The following is a 16,116-nucleotide window of genomic DNA, read 5'->3' as shown; positions in this document are numbered from 1 at the left end:
CCCAGGCGCACCCCGTCCCCGACCTTGCTGTTTTGGCGCGATTATGGGATGCTGTTCCGCAAATTGAGAGAGTGATACGAGCAGATGAGCAGCGCCACCGCCGAGCATGATGAAGATGCCCCCAAGGCCACCCCCAGCGGCAGCCAGACGCTGCTGCGCGGGCTGGACGTGCTGGAGGCTGTGGCCGACGGTCCGATCAGCCTTGCCAAGCTGGCGCAGCGCCTGGATCTGACGCGCAGCACGACGCATCGGCTGGCCGCTGCCCTGGTGGAACGCGACTTCCTGATCCTGACGCCGCGCGAAGGGTATCAACTGGGACCGAAGCTGCTGGAACTGGGCTACCTGGCGCAGCAGCAGATGGACATCCCCCGCGTTGCCCGCCCGTATATCGAGGATCTGGCCGCCGCCACCGAGGATACGGTGCATCTGGGCGTGCTGGACGGGGAGGAGGCGCTGTATCTGGACAAAATACCGGGCCGCCGCCGTATCGAGATCGGTTCGCGCGTCGGTGAACGCCATCCCATCGCCTCCACCGGTCTGGGCAAGGCCCTGATCCTGGATGAGAGTGAGGCGCGCTGGCGCAGCTTCCACGATAAGCATTTCAGCGAGACCGACTGGCCCGTCTGGCATCAGCGCATGCGCAACTATGCCAATGGCGGCTATGCCTTCGACCTGGAGGAGAATGAGGACCGCATCCGTTGCGTCGCGGCCCCCATTCGGGGTGCCAGCGGCAAGATCATTGCCGCCATCAGCCTGTCCAGCGCTGCTCAATATATGAATGATGAGCGCATGCAGGAACTGATCGCTACAGTGAAGGACACAGCGCGTGCCATCAGCAAAGGCATGGGCTGGAGCGGCGGGACGGGGCGGCGTTAAGCCGTCCCTTTATTCCGTCACCCCGAACCAATACCGCGACACATGCCGGTAAGTCTGTCCGGGTTCCAGCCGTGCGCTGGGGAAGGATGGTTTATTGGGGCTGTCGGGGAATTTCTGCGGTTCCAGGCACAGGGCGTCGGATTGGCGGTAAAGCCGCCCGCCCTTGCCGATCAGGCTGCCGGGCAGGAAATTGCCGGAATAGAATTGCAGGCCCGGTTCCGTGGTGGACAATTCCATCACCCGGCCTGTCCCCGTATCGGACAGGCGCGCGGCGAAGGACGGTTCCACCCCGCCGCCCGACCGCAGCACGAAATTATGGTCATAGCCACGGGCCAATGCCAATTGCGCCTCCGTACCATCGCGTAGGCGGGCGCCGATCCGATGTGGATTGGTGAAATCAAAGACGCTGCCGGCCACGGGCCGCAATTCCCCGGTGGGGATCAGGTTGGCGTCAACAGGCGTGTATTGATCGGCGGCCAGGGTCAAATCATGGCTGAGAATATCGGCACCGGACATGGCACCGCCCAGGTTGAAATAGGCATGGTTGGTCAGGTTGATGATGGTGACCGCGTCGGTTGTGGCCGTCAGCACGATCAGCAGACTGTCATCGGTCAGCGTATACTCGGCACGGATATCGACGGCGCCGGGAAACCCCTCCGCCCCATCCGGGCTATGCAGAGTAAAGACGGCGTGCGTCGGTCCCTGCTCGGCCAGGGTCCAGGGCAGCAGGTCAAGCCCCTTCATTCCACCATGCAGGCAGTTCGATCCGTCATTGAGCGCGACCTGGTACTCCCGCCCGTCCAGGGTGAAGCGCCCGCCCGCGATGCGGTTGGCATAACGACCGGCGATGGCGCCAAGGAAGGTGCGGTTGTCCAGATATGTGGAAAGATCATCATGCCCCAGCACGATGTCATCCAGCACGCCATGGCGATCCGGCACCCAGAGAGCCTGCAAACTGGCCCCCAGTCCGATAATCCGCGCGGCCCAGCCATGGCGGTTGACCAGTGTCACCCATTCCACCGGGGTGCCATCCGGCATGGTGCCGAACAGGCCACGGTCGGGAAGGGTGGGGACGCTCTCTGGGGTGGGCATGGCGGAACCTTCGCGATGTTACCGCCGTCTTTCTAGGCTGAATAGTACGACTATTCAAGCTGAAGCCGGTGCTCTTTGCTGGAATTATCATATAAAATGATGTATCCAGACGCACCTGTTTCGGCCCTACCCAAGGAAGCGTCCATGTCCCCTATCCGGATCGGTCTGGTTGGCATCGGCAAAATCGCCCGTGATCAGCACCTGCCCGTCATTGCCGCCAATCCGGATTATGAACTGGCGGCGGTGGCCAGCCGGCATGGGCGTGTGGAGGATGTTCCCAACTTCCCCGATCTGACCGCCCTGCTGAACGGCGCCGGCGATGTTGACGCCATCAGTCTTTGTACCCCGCCGCAGGCCCGCCACGCCCTTGCCCGTCAGGCGTTGCAGGCGGGCAAGCATGTGATGCTGGAAAAGCCGCCGGGCGCTACCCTAACGGAAGTGTATGATCTGATTGATCTGGCCCGTGCTAAGGGACTGGCCCTGCTGGCCACCTGGCATTCGCGCTATGCCCCGGCGGTGGAGCCGGCCAAGGCCTGGCTGGCGGGCAAGAAGCTGCTGCGCGTGCATGTCTCCTGGAAGGAAGATGTGCGGCACTGGCATCCGGGACAGGAATGGATCTGGGCGCCGGGGGGACTGGGTGTTTTCGATCCGGGCATCAATGCGCTGTCGATCATCACCCATTTGCTGCCCAATGCCCTGATCGTGGATAAGGCGACCCTGGAGGTTCCGGCCAACCGACAGGCGCCGATCGCCGCCACGCTGGAAATGCATGACCATCAGGGCCTGCCCGTCACGGCGGAGTTTGACTGGCGTCAGACGGGGCCACAGACCTGGGACATCATCATCGAAACCGATCAGGGCACCCTGACCTTGTCGCGCGGCGGCGCGGTGATGAGCATCGATGGCGTGGCCCAGATCGAACAGAAGGAACAGGAATACGCCAATCTCTACGCCCTGTTCGCACGTCTGGTGGCCGAACGCCGCGTCGATGCCGATCTGGCCCCTCTGCGCATCGTGGCCGATGCCTATATGACGGGCCGGTGGGTACGGGTGGAGGATTTTGTGGAATGATCGCGGGCCTTACACCCGGTCAAATCCTGACTGGATGACCGCGCGCATCGCTGCTGCCGCTGCCGCCGCGTCGCCTGCTTCAATGGCGTCGACGATGGCGGCATGGGCGGCCACAACCTCCGTATGCAGGTCCGGACGATCAACGGGGGAGGTGAGGGAGAAGGAGGCGAGCAACGCCACCTCAATCACCGCTGCGAAGGACCGCATCATCGGGTTCCCCGACGCGCTGCCCACCGCCACATGGAAATCCAGGTCGGCCTGGGCAAAGCTGTGCTGGTCATGGTGAGGATCGGCCATTGCGGTGATACAGCGGCGCAATTCGCCAAGATCGTCCGCTGTCCGCCGTTTTGCGGCCAACGCCGCCGCCTGTGGCTCCAGGGCCGTCCGAACCTCCAGCAGATGCTTGCGCAATGTCTCGTCTAGGCCCTGACTGACCAGCCAGGCCAGAACATCGGCATCGAAATAGTTCCAATGGATCGGGTCCTGCACCTTGGTACCCACCCGCGTCTTGGAAATCAGCAGCCCCTTGGCCGACAAGGTCTTCAAAACCTCGCGCAGGGCCGTGCGGGAGATACCGAACCGGGACAGCAACACCGGTTCCGGCGGCAGATTGGCACCGGGCGCATGCACCCCGGTCAGGATCTCCAGGCCCAGGGTGCGGACGATCTGTTCATGGTTGGACAGCGGACGGTCGGCGGCCCAGCGGGCAATGGACATGTTCTACCCCGTGCGCCCGGTGGGAGCGGAGAATTGTAGTATCAGGCGTTGCAGCCCGATGAATATGAACAAAAGCATGCCGATGGCAATCTTCGTCCACCAGGATGACAGGCTGCCATCGAAAGTAATCCAGGTCAGGATCAACCCCTGGATCAGCACACCGATCAGCGATCCCGCCATGCCGCCCACCCCGCCCGACAGCAAGGTACCGCCGATCACCACCGCCGCGATGGCATCCAGTTCCACTCCCACACCGGTCAAGGCATAGCCGGAACGGGTATAGAGGGAGAAGATGATGCCGGCCAGGGCGGCCATGGTGCTGGACACGCCATAGACCAGGATGGTGGTCCGGGCCGTGTCGATGCCCATCAGGCCGGCAAAGCGGGCATTGCCGCCCAGCGCATAGATTTTCAGGCCGACCCTTGTGAAATGCAGCAGCACCCCGCCCACCAAAAAGGCCAGCAGCATCAGCATCGCGATCAGGCCCAGACGCCCGCCGCCGGGCAGGGAAAGCGAAAGGCCCGATAGGGTCTGATAGAATTCGTGCCGCACCGGAATGCTGTCGGTGGACAGCAGCAGCGCCGCCCCGCGCGCCAGGAACATGGCCGTCAGGGTGACGATGAAAGGTGGGGCCTTCAGCCAGTGGATCGCCGCCCCCACGCCGCACCCGAACGCAGCCCCCCCAACCAGCACGATGGTGAAGGAGACCAATGGGTGTAGGCCTGCCCCTTCGATCATTACCGCCAGCGCCACCGTGGTGAAGCCCATCACGGCCCCCACCGACAGGTCGATGCCGCCCGACAGGATGACGAACGTCATGCCGACCGCCAGCACGCCCAGAAATGCATTGTCGGTCAACAGATTGCCGATCACACGGGTGCTCAGCATCGACGGATACTGGATGGCGCAAAGGGCATAGAGCAGGATGAAGACGCCCAGCGTGGCCAGGAAGGGAAGGGTGCGGGCATTGATGCGCATCATGCCGTTCCCTTTCGTGTCAGACGGGCTGTCAGGCGTGCGATGGCTGGCTGGCAGGCGGGGGACTGCACTACCAGGACCAGGGCGATCACCAGCGCCATCAGCAGCAGGTTCAGTTCCGGGGGCAGGCCGGAACGCAGGATGCAGGTCCGCATGCCCTGCAGGACGAGGGCACCCAGCACCGACAGGCCGATGCTGAACCGCCCGCCATAAAGGCTGGTCCCGCCGATGACGACGGCCAGGATGGCATCCAGTTCCAGCCACAGGCCGGCATTATTAGCATCTGCACCCCGGATATCGGCGGCGGCGATCAGCCCGGCCAGGGCCGCCATCAGTCCCGACCAGACATAGACGCCGATCAGGATACCGGGCGCCGGCACGCCGGCCAGACGCGCGGCCCGCGGACTGGTCCCCACCGCCTCGACGAACAATCCCAGCGCCGTTGCACGCACCAGCAGGCCCGTAATGATGGCGGCGGCCAGCGCGATCAGGACCGGCAGGGGTAGGCCCAGAAGGCTGGCCGAACTGACACCCGCCAGACCATCATCGGTGAAGGTCAGAACGCGGCCTTGCGTGATCATCTGCGCGATGCCACGCCCCGCCACCATCAGGATCAGGGTGGCGACAATGGGCTGCATGCGGAAAATCGTGACCAGGACGCCATTCCACAGGCCGCAGGCCAGGCCGGTTCCCAGTGCCGCCATTACCGCGACGGGCCATGCATGGCCGGCATTCACCGTTGCTGCGGCGACGGCCCCCGCGATGGCCATGACGGCCCCCACCGACAGGTCGATACCGCGCGTGGCAATGACCGGTGCCATGCCGACCGCCAGCAGCATGACGGGCGCACCCCGGTTCAGGATATCGATGATCCCACCGAACAACCGCCCATCAACCAGCCGCAATTCCAGAAAGCCCGGCGCCACCAGCACATTGGCCAGCAAAACCAGCGCCAGAAGAGCGAGCCGCGACCGCGCTTCCATGAACCAACCGCTCATGCTGCACATCCCGGCGGCGGCATATCCATCGGCGTGACGATGGCGTCGATGATGGCCGATGGGGTGACATCCCCCCCGGTCAGCATGCCGGCCTGACGGCGTTCACGCATCACCATGACCCGGTCGGCATAGGCCGCGACCTCTTCCACCTCCGACGAGATGACATAGAGCGCCATGCCCTCGTCCCGCAGTTTTTCCAGCAACAGGATGATCTCCGCATGCGCGCCGACATCGATGCCGCGCGTCGGTTCGTCCAGGATCAGCAGGCGCGGCTTGGTCGCCAGCCAGCGGGCCAGCAGCGCCTTCTGCTGATTGCCGCCCGACAGAAGCTGGATCGGTTTTTCCGCGTCGGGCGTGCGGATGTTCAACAGCTTGATATAGGTGTCAGCCAGTTCCCGCTGCTGCGCCAAGGGCAGTTGGCGGACCCAGCCCAGGCGGGCCTGCAAGGCCAGCACGATGTTTTCCCGGATCGACAGGTCGGGCACGATCCCGTCCAGCTTTCGATCCTCCGGACAAAAGCCGAACCCTAAGCGGATGGCATCGCGCGGGCCGCGCAGCGTGACCGCCGCCCCATCCACAATGATCTCGCCCGCATCGGCCCGTTCGGCCCCGAACAGCAGCAGCGCCGTCTCCGTCCGGCCAGACCCCAGCAGGCCGGCTACGCCCAGCACCTCGCCTTGCCGCATCTCGGCACTGAACGGCGCCACCAGATGCCGCTTGCCCAGGCCCTTTACGGTCACAAACGGCGCACCCGGTTCGCGCGCGGCATGGCGTTGCAGATGGCTGTCGCCACTGGGCAGCTTGCCCAGCATCATGGCGACAAGGTCCAGGCGCGGCAGCTCCGCTGTCAGCCGCTCGCCCACCAGCTTTCCACCGCGCAGGACGGTGATGCGGTGGGTGATTTCATAGACCTGATCCAGGAAATGGGTGACGAACAGTACCGCCATTCCCGACGCTGCCAGTTCGCGCATCAGGCGGAATAAAACGGCCACCTCCGCGCTGTCCAGGCTGGCCGTCGGTTCATCCAGGATCAGGACACGCGCCGACATGTCGACGGCACGCGCAATGGCGATCAATTGCTGGATCGCTGTGGAAAAGGCCGACAGCGGCTGGGCCGGATCGATGGACAGACCGAAGCGGGACAGCAATATCGCCGCCTCACGCCGCATCCGCGCCCGGTCCACCAGACCGAACCGCGTCGGCTCCCGCCCCAGATAGATATTCTCCGCCACCGACAGGTTGGGCAGCAGGGTGATTTCCTGATAGACGGCGACGATGCCACTGGCCGCCGCATTGGCGGGGCTTTTGGGCCGCACCTCCAGCCCATCCAGATGGATGGACCCCGCTTCGACAGGTTGCGCGCCCGTCAGCAGGTTGATCAGGGTGGATTTTCCGGCCCCGTTTTCGCCCAGCAGCGCATGGATTTCCCCGGCGCGCAGGGTCAGATCCACCCCGTCCAGGGCCCGCACACCTGGATAGGTGCGCGTCAGCCCGCGTGCCGACAGCAGCGTCGCCGCCGTATCGGTCATCAGTACAGGTCCTTGCGCCGCTCATACTCCGCCGCAGCATTGTCGGGCAGGTACAGGGTGGACGGCGTCTGCACCCATTTCGGCGGCTGCGTCCCGTCCTTCTTGTACGCGGCCAGCAGGTCATAGGCGCGGCTGGCCATGTCGGGCGTCAGTTCGACGGTGGCATTGGCATCACCATCGGCCATGGCCTTGAAGATGTCGGGCACGGCGTCGATGGACACGGCCAGGATATCGCTGCCCGGCTTCAGGCCCGCTTCCTTCATGGCCTGGATGGCCCCGATCATCATATCGTCATTATGGGCATAGACGGCGCAGATGCTGCCCGGCGCTTCGGCCTTGATGAAGCCTTCCATCACCTCTTTGCCCTTGGCGCGGGTGAATTCGCCGGACTGGGTGCGGACGATCTGCACATTGGCGGCGGTGGAAATGCCTTCCTCGAACCCCTTCTTGCGGTTGGCGACCAGTGATGCGCCGATGGTGCCCTGGATTTCCACAACGCGGCAGTCACGGCCCGCCAGCGTCGAAACCAGCCAGCGGCCCGCCACACGCCCTTCCTCCACCGTGTCAGAGGTGACGGCGGAGAGGTACAGGCCAGCGTCTGCGGTATCGATCTGCCGGTCCAGCAGAACCACGGGGATATTGGCGGCCTTGGCCTCTCCCAGCACTTCGTCCCAACCGGACGAGATGACGGGAGCCAGCAGGATGGCATCCACGCCCTGGGCGATGAAGGACCGGATGGCCTTGATCTGGTTGGCCTGCTGCTGCTGCGCGTCGGAGACTTTCAGGGTGATGCCGCGCTTTTCTGCCTCTGACTTGGCCAGCTTGGTTTCTGCGGCACGCCAGCCGGATTCCGACCCGATCTGCGAGAAGCCGATGGTCAGGGCGCCGGCGGCCTTGCCGGCATCCGCCGCCTTGTCCGCCCCGCCCTTGTCGCCGCAGCCCGTCATGGCGGCCAGCATCAACGCCACGGCCCCATATTTCGCGAAAGCCTTCATCGCAACCCTCTGTCGTTTCCGTCCCCGGACCGGGCACCGCCTTCTTGCCGGGGCTGCCCTGCCATTTCATGCTAGGAAAAAATGATTAGTATTATTATATCATTTAGTCCAGCGCCAAATGCCATATCCTGGCGGCGCGGGGCATGACCTGAGACAGAATATACCAAATCCCAAGGAGTGAGCGCGATGGCGTGGCGTCTGACGCAGTTTGTGGACAAGCAGGGCAAGCGGGCCGTGGCCCTGCGCCAGGATGATGCGCAGGCCCGTCGCCTGAGCGGTGCCACCACCACCTATGAACTGGCGCAGCAGGCCATCGCGGCGGGCAGTTCCCTGCTGTCGCTGGCCCAGGCGCAGGCGACGGGGGACCCAGTTGATCTGGCCGCCGCCCTGGCCGATGGCCGCGTTCTGCCGCCGCTGGACCACCCGGATGCGGCCCATCTGCTGGTGGCCGGTACGGGCCTGACGCATCTGGGTTCCGCCGAGGGGCGGGACAAGATGCATCGTGATCTGGCCGATCCCGCCAAGCAGACCGACAGCATGCGCATGTTCCGCATGGGCCTGGATGGTGGCAAGCCGGCCCCCGGACAGGTCGGCGTGCAGCCGGAATGGTTTTACAAGGGCGATGGCTCCATCCTGGCCCGGCCCGATGGCGACCTTGTCTCACCCTTTTTCGCCCTGGATGGCGGGGAGGAGCCAGAGATTGCGGGGCTTTATATTGTGGGGCCGGATGGCAGTGTCTTCCGCCTGGGCTATGCCTTGGGCAACGAGTTTTCGGACCATGTGACGGAACGCCAGAACTATCTCTATCTGGCCCATTCCAAACTGCGCGTCTGCGCCATCGGCCCGGAACTGCTGCTGGGTGACCTGCCCGCCGATATTCGGGGCACGACGCGCATCGTGCGCGATGGCAAGATTGTCTGGGAGAAGCCCTTCCTGTCCGGGGAGGCCAACATGTCCCACAGCCTGTCGAACCTGGAATATCATCATTTCAAGTATGATGGGTTCCGCTGGCCCGGCGACGCGCATGTGCATTATTTCGGCACCGCCACCCTGTCCTTCAGCGACGGGTTCACCACCCAGCCCGGCGATGTGTTCGAGATGGAGGCCGCCCCCTTCGGCCTGCCGCTGCGCAACCGTCTGGCACAGGCGACAACGGTGCCGGTGGTTGTGAAGGGGTTGTAAGGCGTAGCCGTAATCCGCGGAACCCCGATGCGAGGTCCCGCGGATTACGCTTCGCTAATCCGCGCTACTTCACCACCAGCACCACGACCGACTTGGCCGGCAGGGTCACTGACAGGGTAGACCCGGTCAGCGTTGCCCCGGTGAACGAAGCCGGCTTCACGGCGTCCGGCTGGGCAAAGCTGTTATGGGCGTTCATGGCCGGGGCCGTCAGGATGCGGCCCGACACGCCCGCCGCCGTCACGCCATCCAGGCTGACTGTGACTGGCACCGCCTCATTCGGGTTGATGTTGGTCAGGGCCACCAGCACACTGCCATCCTTGGCACGGGCGGCAGAGGCGCTGATCGCGGGTAGGCTACGTTCGGCATAGCTGTATTTGGGACCCGCCACGGTCACCGGGAACTGCGTCGCGCCCTGGAAATCCTTATACATGTCAAAGACATGATAGGTGGGGGTCAGCAGCATCTTCGGCCCGTCGGTCAGGATCAGGGCCTGCAGCACATTGACCATCTGCGCGATGTTGGCCATGCGCACACGTTCGCCATGCTTGTGGAAGATGTTCAGGTTGATCGCCGCCGTCACGGCATCGCGCAGCGTGTTCTGCTGCTCAAGGAACCCAGGATTGGTGCCGGGCGTGGGGTCGAACCAGTTGCCCCATTCATCGACGACCAGGGCCACCTTCTTCTTCGGGTCATATTTGTCCATGACCGCACTGTGCTTGGTCAGCAGATCATCCATCTGCGTGGCCGTCACCATCAGCGCGAACCAGTCGCTTTCCCCGAACTCGGTTGCCGATCCCTTTTCCTTCCAGGTGCCGCGCGTGGGCCGGCCGAAGGAGGGCAGGGCGTAATGATGCAGGCTGATGGCGTCGATCATGTTGGCCGACCCGGCCATGACGACATCGGTCCATTTCAGATCGTCGGAATTGCCGCCGCTGGCGATGATCTTGGTCGGCTGTCCGGGGGCGGGCTTGATGAAGGTGCGGATCTGGCGCAACTGGTCGGTATAGAATTCCGGCCGCATATTGCCGCCGCAGCCCCAGGTCTCGTTCCCGATGGCGAACCAGTCCAACGTCCAGGGCTTGTCACGGCCATTGGCGCGGCGCGTCTGGGCCAGAGTGGATTTGGACGGATTGGTCATATATTCGACCCAGTCCGCCATTTCGCGGGCAGAGCCGGTGCCGATATTGCCATTCACATAGGTCTTGGCCCCGACCAGTTCGGAGAAATCCATGAATTCATGGGTGCCGAACTCGTTGGTTTCGGCGACACCGCCCCAGTTGGTGTTGACGCCCACGGGCCGCTTGGCACGGGGGCCGATACCGTCGCGCCAGTGATACTCATCGGCAAAGCAGCCGCCGGGCCAGCGGATCAGTGGCACGCGGATGGCCTTCAGCGCGTCGAGCACATCCTTGCGATAACCCCGGACATTGGGGATGGATGACTTTTCCCCCACCCAGATGCCTTCATAGATCAGGCGGCCCAGATGTTCGGCGAACTGGCCCTGGATTTCCGGCGCCAGGACGGGGCCGGGCTGTACGCCATTGACGGTGACCTTGGCATCCTGGCCAAAGGCCGGAACGGCGGTCAGCAAGCCCAGGCACAAGGCCAGGCTGCGATGCAAACCCTTCATGCGTATTTCCTCCCCCGCATGTTTCTGATTTTTCCAACGGGGGCGCATCCTACCCGAATTTAAAGGTAGGATCATCATATAATATGATTATTGAGATGATTGGCGATGGCTACATCAGTCCGGCACTCTTGAAGCTCACATACTTTCCACCCTTGCCGATGATGATATGGTCATGGATTACCACGCCCAGCGCCGTGGCGGCGGTGACGATCTGTTTGGTCATGTCGATATCGGCCCGGCTGGGCGTGGGGTCACCGCTGGGATGATTATGGACCAGGATCACGGCACTGGCACCCAGTTCCAGGGCGCGGCGCACCACCTCACGCGGATAGACAGGCGTATGGTCGATGGTGCCGCGCTGCTGCACCTCGTCCGCTATCAGGGTGTTCTTGCGATCCAGGAACAGCAGGCGGAACTGTTCCACCGGTTCATGCGCCATGGCCCCGGCGCAGTAATCCAGAAGCTTCTGCCAGGATGACAGGATGGGCTGCCCCATCACCTGCTGGCGCGCCATACGCAGGCCGATGGCCCCGACCACACGGATATGGGCGATGGTCGCGTCGGAGAAATTGAAACGGTTGCGCAGCGCCTCTGCCGATGCCTGGGTGACGGCCCACAGGCTGCCGAACGCCGTCATCAGTTCCTTGGCCAGCGGCTTCACATCCCGCCGAGGAATGGCCTGGAACAGCAGCAGTTCCAGCAGTTCATAGTCCTGCAGCGCATCGGGACCGGATGCGATGAAACGCTGACGCAGCCGGTCGCGGTGGCCGTGATAATGCGGTGTTTCCTCCGCCGGTTCCGGCTTTTCCACCGCAGCCGGCTTCACGGGGGCGGGTTTGCCGGCCAACAAGGCGGCCAGCAGGTCATCGTCGGGCGGTGGCGATTTTACCGCCGCCTCATCCATCCGTGTTGCTTTCGCCGTCCGCTTCACCGCCATCCCACCACACCCATGATGTGTAAGACCATCATCACTCACTTGCCTACAAGTGTAGCAGCGGTGATGATGGGATGCCAGACGGGAAGCGGAACAAGATGAAAACACCAAAGAAGACGAATGTGTCTCGTCTTCTTTGGTTGGCGCGTTGAGCGCCCGCGCGCTCATGCGCGCGTAAGCCAAGCGTCTGGATGGACGCGCCGGCGACTGAGGGCCCTGATCATGCCTTCATGATCAGGGCGGCTCGCATCAGGCGTAGGGCGGCTTGGTGTAACCGGCGGGCGACAGGGTGAAAATCTCAAACCCGTCCTTGGTGACGCCGATGGAATGTTCGAACTGCGCCGACAGGCTCTTGTCCCGCGTCACGGCGGTCCAGCCATCGGACAGGACCTTCACCTCATACCGGCCAGCATTGATCATCGGCTCGATGGTGAAGAACATGCCTTCCTCCAGCACGGCACCCCGGCCCTTCTGGCCGTAATGCAACACCGACGGCGCATCATGGAACACGCGGCCCAGGCCGTGGCCGCAGAAATCGCGCACAACCGAGAACCGGAAGCTTTCGGCATAGGACTGGATAGCGTGGCCGATATCGCCCAGGGTCGCCCCCGGCTTCACCACCGAAATGCCGCGCATCAGCGCCTCATAGGTCACATCGACCAGACGCTTCGCCTTCACGCCGACATCACCCACCATGTACATGCGCGACGTGTCGCCGAACCAGCCATCGACGATGACGGTGACGTCGATATTGGTGATGTCGCCATTGACCAGACGCTTGGGCCCCGGAATGCCATGGCACACGACATGGTTGATGGAGATGCAGGACGCCTTGGTATAGCCCTTGTACCCGACAGTGGCCGAGGTGCCGCCATTGGCCTCCACAAAGGCCAGGATCTTGTCGTCCAGCTCTTCCGTAACGGCACCGGGAACGACGAAGGGCGTGATGTAATCAAGCGTGGCGGCGGCCAGACGGCCAGCCTTGCGCATGCCTTCGAAATCCTCGGGCTTGTGCAGCTTGATGGAGCGCTTGTCTTCGTATTCGTCGGCGAGTTCGGCCTGGGTCATCGGTATCGGTACTTTCAGGATACGGAATTCACGGTTCAGCCGGGCACCTTACACGAACCGGTGCCCGGGCCGCAAATCCGGCATCCCAATGCCTGGGACCTGCCTCAAGCATGGATCGGGGGCGCTTCACGCCTTGCCATGGCGGCATTGCGTACCCACCCCCTGCCATCTTGGCGCGTGATGCGCTATGGTGCCGCCACCATGAATGAAGACGACCTGATCCTTCCGCCACCGCCGGCCCCGCCGCCCCCTTGCGCTACCTGCGGCAAGCCCGAAGATTTGTGCCTGTGCGCCGCCCTGGTACCGGAACGCACGCGCCTGCAATTGCTGGTGCTGATGCATCCGCAGGAACAGGATGTGGAGCTGGGCACCGCCCGCCTGCTGACCGGGCAGATTGAAAACAGCGTACTGAAGATCGGCCTGTCCTGGCCGTCCCTGTCCAAGGCGTTGGGCCGGCAGGTGGATGCCAAGCGCTGGGGCGTGCTCTTCATGGGCGGTAAGGAAGAAGTGGCCAAGGTGCCGCGCGGCGGCATCGCCGTGTTCGGGCGCAAGGATGTGGCCCCTGACAGCGACCTGATCCTGTCCGATCTGGAAGGCATCGTCCTGATCGACGGGACCTGGGCACAGGCTAAGACCCTGTGGTGGCGCAATGCCTGGATGCTGAAGCTGCGCCGCATGGTCATCCATCCGGATTTCCGCTCCGCCTATGGCAATGTCCGCAAGGAACCGCGCAAGGAAAGCGTCTCCACGCTGGAAGCGGGCGCCTTCGTCTATGGCAAGCTGGAAGGCGATCCGGGTCTGCAGGAACGGCTGCTGAAGCCGTTTGACGAGTTGCTGTCCCGTTGGCGCAAGCGCAAAAGCCGTCCGGTCAAGCCGGGCCTGCCGCCGCCGGTGTGAGCCTTCTTGGGACGCGGGCTGATATCTCCGCCCGCGTCACCCCGGCCCGAAGAATTTATAGGACAGCCCGACCAGGGCGAAGATCAGCAGCCAGACCGCGATCTGCGGCAACAGGCCCTGACGCGGGAACCGCGCGCCGCGCAGCACCAGGATCAACACCAGGACGGAGGAGATAAGGGCCAGTATCTGGTTCTCTGTCATTCCTTCGATATGGGCTGTGCCCATTGCCGCCGCAAGGGCTGGCACGTCGCTTGCTTTTTAACCCGTACCCTTCCCCGCGCGGGCGGGGTGTCCGGGACAAAGGCATGCGGGAAAAACCGCCGGATGCCAAGGGTAACCGCTTCTTTCCGCTGCCTGGGTGCCGGCAAAGCCTGCCCAGGGGCATGGGCAAATTTTGCTTGGTGATGGGAAGGATCGTTCCATGGATATCCAGGGATCAAGCAGCAGCAACCGTGTCCGCTGGCAACCAGCCGCCGGTGCCGCGGGCACGACCGGCGTGTCGGGCAGCAAGGCCGGATCGGTGGACGCCGGGGACAAGGTGGGCTTCCACGGTGCGCCTACCGGTCAGACCATGCAGGTGGGCGGCCTGACGGCCACCAACCATTCCATGGTGGAGGGGCTGCCCACGCTGGAACTGCCCAGCCGTGACAGTGTGGCCGCCGATACGCAGAAGGTGGGGGACGAGTTACGCATGGTGCTGGCCATGGCCGGCATCAAGAGTGAGCCGCCGTTGGCCTTCCGCGTCGATACATCCGGCACGGTGAAGGTCGATGGCGACGACCCGCGCGCGGCGGAGGTAAACAAGGTCCTGTCGCGGGAACCGGAGTTGCAGAACCGCCTGCGCAAGCTGGTCGGTGACGCGCAGATGATGGAACATGCCGACGCGGTAGAGGGCTATTACAGCCAGGTCAATGCCGGCGCCGATGCGGAGGCCGCATCAAAGCGTCTGGTGGCGGCGGGCCAGAAGATCAGCGGGGCCAAGGGTTTCACGCTGGATGCCGATGGCAAACTGTCCCTTGAAAGTACTGGTATGGGCAAGGAACTGATGCCGCCGGAACCGACGCAGGTGTCGGACGAGGAAAAGATGTGGCGCGAAATGATGCGCCTGACCGACCGCACCCGCCGTACCGGTGTCGTCGCCGCCGCAGAGGACGCCGAGGCCGCCGAAAAGAAGGACCGCGACCGTCGTGAAAGCAGCGGCGACAATGCCTCTGGTCAACCCGAACTGGGGCAGGGGAGTGGCGGCAGCACCAGCGCCGCGAAGGCGGCGGCCTGATCAGGCTTCGGGGGTGGGACGGTCGTCCAGGATCAGTTGCAGGAATGCCAGATCCAGCCAGCGCCCGAACTTCATTCCCACCTGCGGCATCAGGCCGGTATGCTGGAAGTCCAAGGCTTCATGCAGCGCGATGGAGCCCTGGTTTCCCGCCTCAATGGCGGCCACCATCACATGCTTGCCGATGGAACGCGCCCGCGCGATCAACGCCTGCATCAATGCCTTGCCGATCCCACCGCCACGCCGGTCACCCCGGACATAGACGGAATGCTCCACCGTGTGCCGGTAGCCATCGAACGCCCGCCAGTCCCCGAAGGATGCGTAACCCAGGGCGGTGCCGTCACCGTCCACCGCCACCAGCACGGGATAACCCAGCCGCCGCCGGTCCGCCATCCAGCCCACCCGGTTAGCCGCATCCACCTGCACCTCGTTCCAGATGGCCGTCGTGTTGACCACCGCGTCATTATAGATGGCGGCGATGGCCTGGGCATCGGCATCAACGGCGTCGCGGATCAGCATGCGGTGCGTCCTTCAACAAGGGGCGGCATCTGCCGCCATGACAGGTTCGGGGGTGGGGCATACCTGGAATAGCGTGTGATGGCTAGCTGACAGACAACCACACGCTTGCCATTTAGCCCCACCTTCGGCTAGGTTCCCCATCCCTATAAGGGCCTGCTTGGCGGAATGGTAGACGCCACAGACTTAAAATCTGTTGTCCTCCGGGGCGTACCGGTTCGAGTCCGGTAGCAGGCACCAATTTGATTTGAAGCGACCACCAATTAGCGCACTCGGTAAATCATATAATGTGCGGGTGGCATGCACAGAGCTGGTCCCCGGTGAGCGGACAGTTTTTGTTCGGCGTTAAGCTTGGTCCTG

16 protein-coding genes and 1 tRNA gene are annotated in these 16,116 nt (G+C 63.6%); 6 read left to right on the top strand and 11 right to left on the bottom strand.

Translation table 11 applies throughout. From position 1 onward, the window contains the following. The first annotated feature begins 84 nt into the window (after nt 1–84). Nucleotides 85–876, top strand: coding sequence for an IclR family transcriptional regulator (locus tag ACODSP_RS04435; protein ID WP_488964419.1), 792 nt, complete (start codon nt 85–87; stop codon nt 874–876). A 9-nt stretch (nt 877–885) separates the two neighbouring features. On the opposite strand, the gene ACODSP_RS04430 is transcribed toward ACODSP_RS04435, so the two are convergent. Further along, nucleotides 886–1,968 carry an aldose epimerase family protein gene (locus ACODSP_RS04430; protein WP_488964418.1) on the bottom strand — a complete coding sequence of 361 codons (1,083 nt, stop codon included), beginning with the start codon at nt 1,966–1,968 and terminating at the stop codon, nt 886–888. A 144-nt stretch (nt 1,969–2,112) separates the two neighbouring features. Here ACODSP_RS04430 and ACODSP_RS04425 point away from each other — a divergent pair, with 144 nt between their 5' ends. Then, nucleotides 2,113–3,039 (top strand): Gfo/Idh/MocA family protein, encoded by a 927-nt coding sequence (locus ACODSP_RS04425; protein WP_488964417.1) that lies wholly within the window; start codon nt 2,113–2,115, stop codon nt 3,037–3,039. 9 nt (nt 3,040–3,048) lie between these two features. Here ACODSP_RS04425 and ACODSP_RS04420 read toward each other — a convergent pair whose 3' ends face one another. The 5 genes from ACODSP_RS04420 to ytfQ are packed head-to-tail and all read right to left on the bottom strand — an operon-like array spanning nt 3,049 to nt 8,256. Further along, complete coding sequence (locus ACODSP_RS04420) at nt 3,049–3,756, bottom strand: FadR/GntR family transcriptional regulator (protein WP_054167737.1); 708 nt, start codon at nt 3,754–3,756, stop codon at nt 3,049–3,051. A gap of 3 nt (nt 3,757–3,759) precedes the next feature. Further along, entirely contained in the window at nt 3,760–4,737 is a 978-nt protein-coding gene (yjfF, locus tag ACODSP_RS04415; protein WP_488964416.1) for a galactofuranose ABC transporter, permease protein YjfF, read from the bottom strand. Then, nucleotides 4,734–5,732, bottom strand: coding sequence for an ABC transporter permease (locus ACODSP_RS04410; RefSeq protein WP_488964415.1), 999 nt, complete (start codon nt 5,730–5,732; stop codon nt 4,734–4,736). The genes yjfF and ACODSP_RS04410 overlap by 4 nt, the downstream gene beginning before the upstream one ends. Continuing rightward, nucleotides 5,729–7,261, bottom strand: a complete 1,533-nt coding sequence (locus ACODSP_RS04405) for a sugar ABC transporter ATP-binding protein (protein ID WP_488964414.1) — start codon at nt 7,259–7,261, stop codon at nt 5,729–5,731. The genes ACODSP_RS04410 and ACODSP_RS04405 overlap by 4 nt, the downstream gene beginning before the upstream one ends. Beyond that, the gene (ytfQ, locus tag ACODSP_RS04400) at nt 7,261–8,256 is read right to left on the bottom strand and encodes a galactofuranose ABC transporter, galactofuranose-binding protein YtfQ (protein ID WP_488964413.1); all 996 of its coding nucleotides are present in this window, start codon (nt 8,254–8,256) and stop codon (nt 7,261–7,263) included. Before ytfQ ends, ACODSP_RS04405 begins: the two co-directional genes overlap by 1 nt. Before the next feature lie 186 nt (nt 8,257–8,442). Here ytfQ and araD1 point away from each other — a divergent pair, with 186 nt between their 5' ends. Next, nucleotides 8,443–9,438 (top strand): AraD1 family protein, encoded by a 996-nt coding sequence (araD1, locus tag ACODSP_RS04395; RefSeq protein WP_488964412.1) that lies wholly within the window; start codon nt 8,443–8,445, stop codon nt 9,436–9,438. Nucleotides 9,439–9,502: 64 nt separating this feature from the next. Here araD1 and ACODSP_RS04390 read toward each other — a convergent pair whose 3' ends face one another. The 3 genes from ACODSP_RS04390 to map all read right to left on the bottom strand — a co-directional run bounded on the left by ACODSP_RS04390 (nt 9,503) and on the right by map (nt 13,070). Continuing rightward, nucleotides 9,503–11,068 (bottom strand): alpha-N-arabinofuranosidase, encoded by a 1,566-nt coding sequence (locus tag ACODSP_RS04390; protein WP_488964411.1) that lies wholly within the window; start codon nt 11,066–11,068, stop codon nt 9,503–9,505. A 109-nt stretch (nt 11,069–11,177) separates the two neighbouring features. Next, a complete protein-coding gene (gene radC / locus ACODSP_RS04385; protein WP_488964410.1) occupies nt 11,178–12,005 on the bottom strand; it encodes a RadC family protein in 828 nt (275 codons plus the stop codon). A gap of 246 nt (nt 12,006–12,251) precedes the next feature. Beyond that, entirely contained in the window at nt 12,252–13,070 is an 819-nt protein-coding gene (gene map, locus ACODSP_RS04380; RefSeq protein ID WP_054167742.1) for a type I methionyl aminopeptidase, read from the bottom strand. A 201-nt stretch (nt 13,071–13,271) separates the two neighbouring features. Between map and ACODSP_RS04375 the strand changes: the two genes are divergently transcribed. Then, a complete protein-coding gene (locus ACODSP_RS04375; RefSeq protein WP_488964409.1) occupies nt 13,272–13,967 on the top strand; it encodes a tRNA-uridine aminocarboxypropyltransferase in 696 nt (231 codons plus the stop codon). 36 nt (nt 13,968–14,003) lie between these two features. Here the strand turns inward: ACODSP_RS04375 and ACODSP_RS04370 are convergent, their stop codons facing one another. Beyond that, the gene (locus ACODSP_RS04370; RefSeq protein WP_488964408.1) at nt 14,004–14,213 is read right to left on the bottom strand and encodes a hypothetical protein; all 210 of its coding nucleotides are present in this window, start codon (nt 14,211–14,213) and stop codon (nt 14,004–14,006) included. A 175-nt stretch (nt 14,214–14,388) separates the two neighbouring features. Here ACODSP_RS04370 and ACODSP_RS04365 point away from each other — a divergent pair, with 175 nt between their 5' ends. Next, nucleotides 14,389–15,243, top strand: a complete 855-nt coding sequence (locus ACODSP_RS04365) for a hypothetical protein (RefSeq protein ID WP_488964407.1) — start codon at nt 14,389–14,391, stop codon at nt 15,241–15,243. Here ACODSP_RS04365 and ACODSP_RS04360 read toward each other — a convergent pair whose 3' ends face one another. Continuing rightward, the gene (locus tag ACODSP_RS04360) at nt 15,244–15,759 is read right to left on the bottom strand and encodes a GNAT family N-acetyltransferase (RefSeq protein WP_488964406.1); all 516 of its coding nucleotides are present in this window, start codon (nt 15,757–15,759) and stop codon (nt 15,244–15,246) included. Nucleotides 15,760–15,910: 151 nt separating this feature from the next. On the opposite strand from ACODSP_RS04360, the gene ACODSP_RS04355 reads away from it, so the two are divergent. Next, nucleotides 15,911–15,996: transfer RNA gene (locus ACODSP_RS04355), tRNA-Leu, on the top strand. Nucleotides 15,997–16,116: the final 120 nt, after the last annotated feature.

The organism is Niveispirillum sp. FG156 (assembly GCF_057809555.1).
Note: the sequence above shows the minus strand (reverse complement) of the source record. Positions and strands in the feature narration are given on the sequence as shown.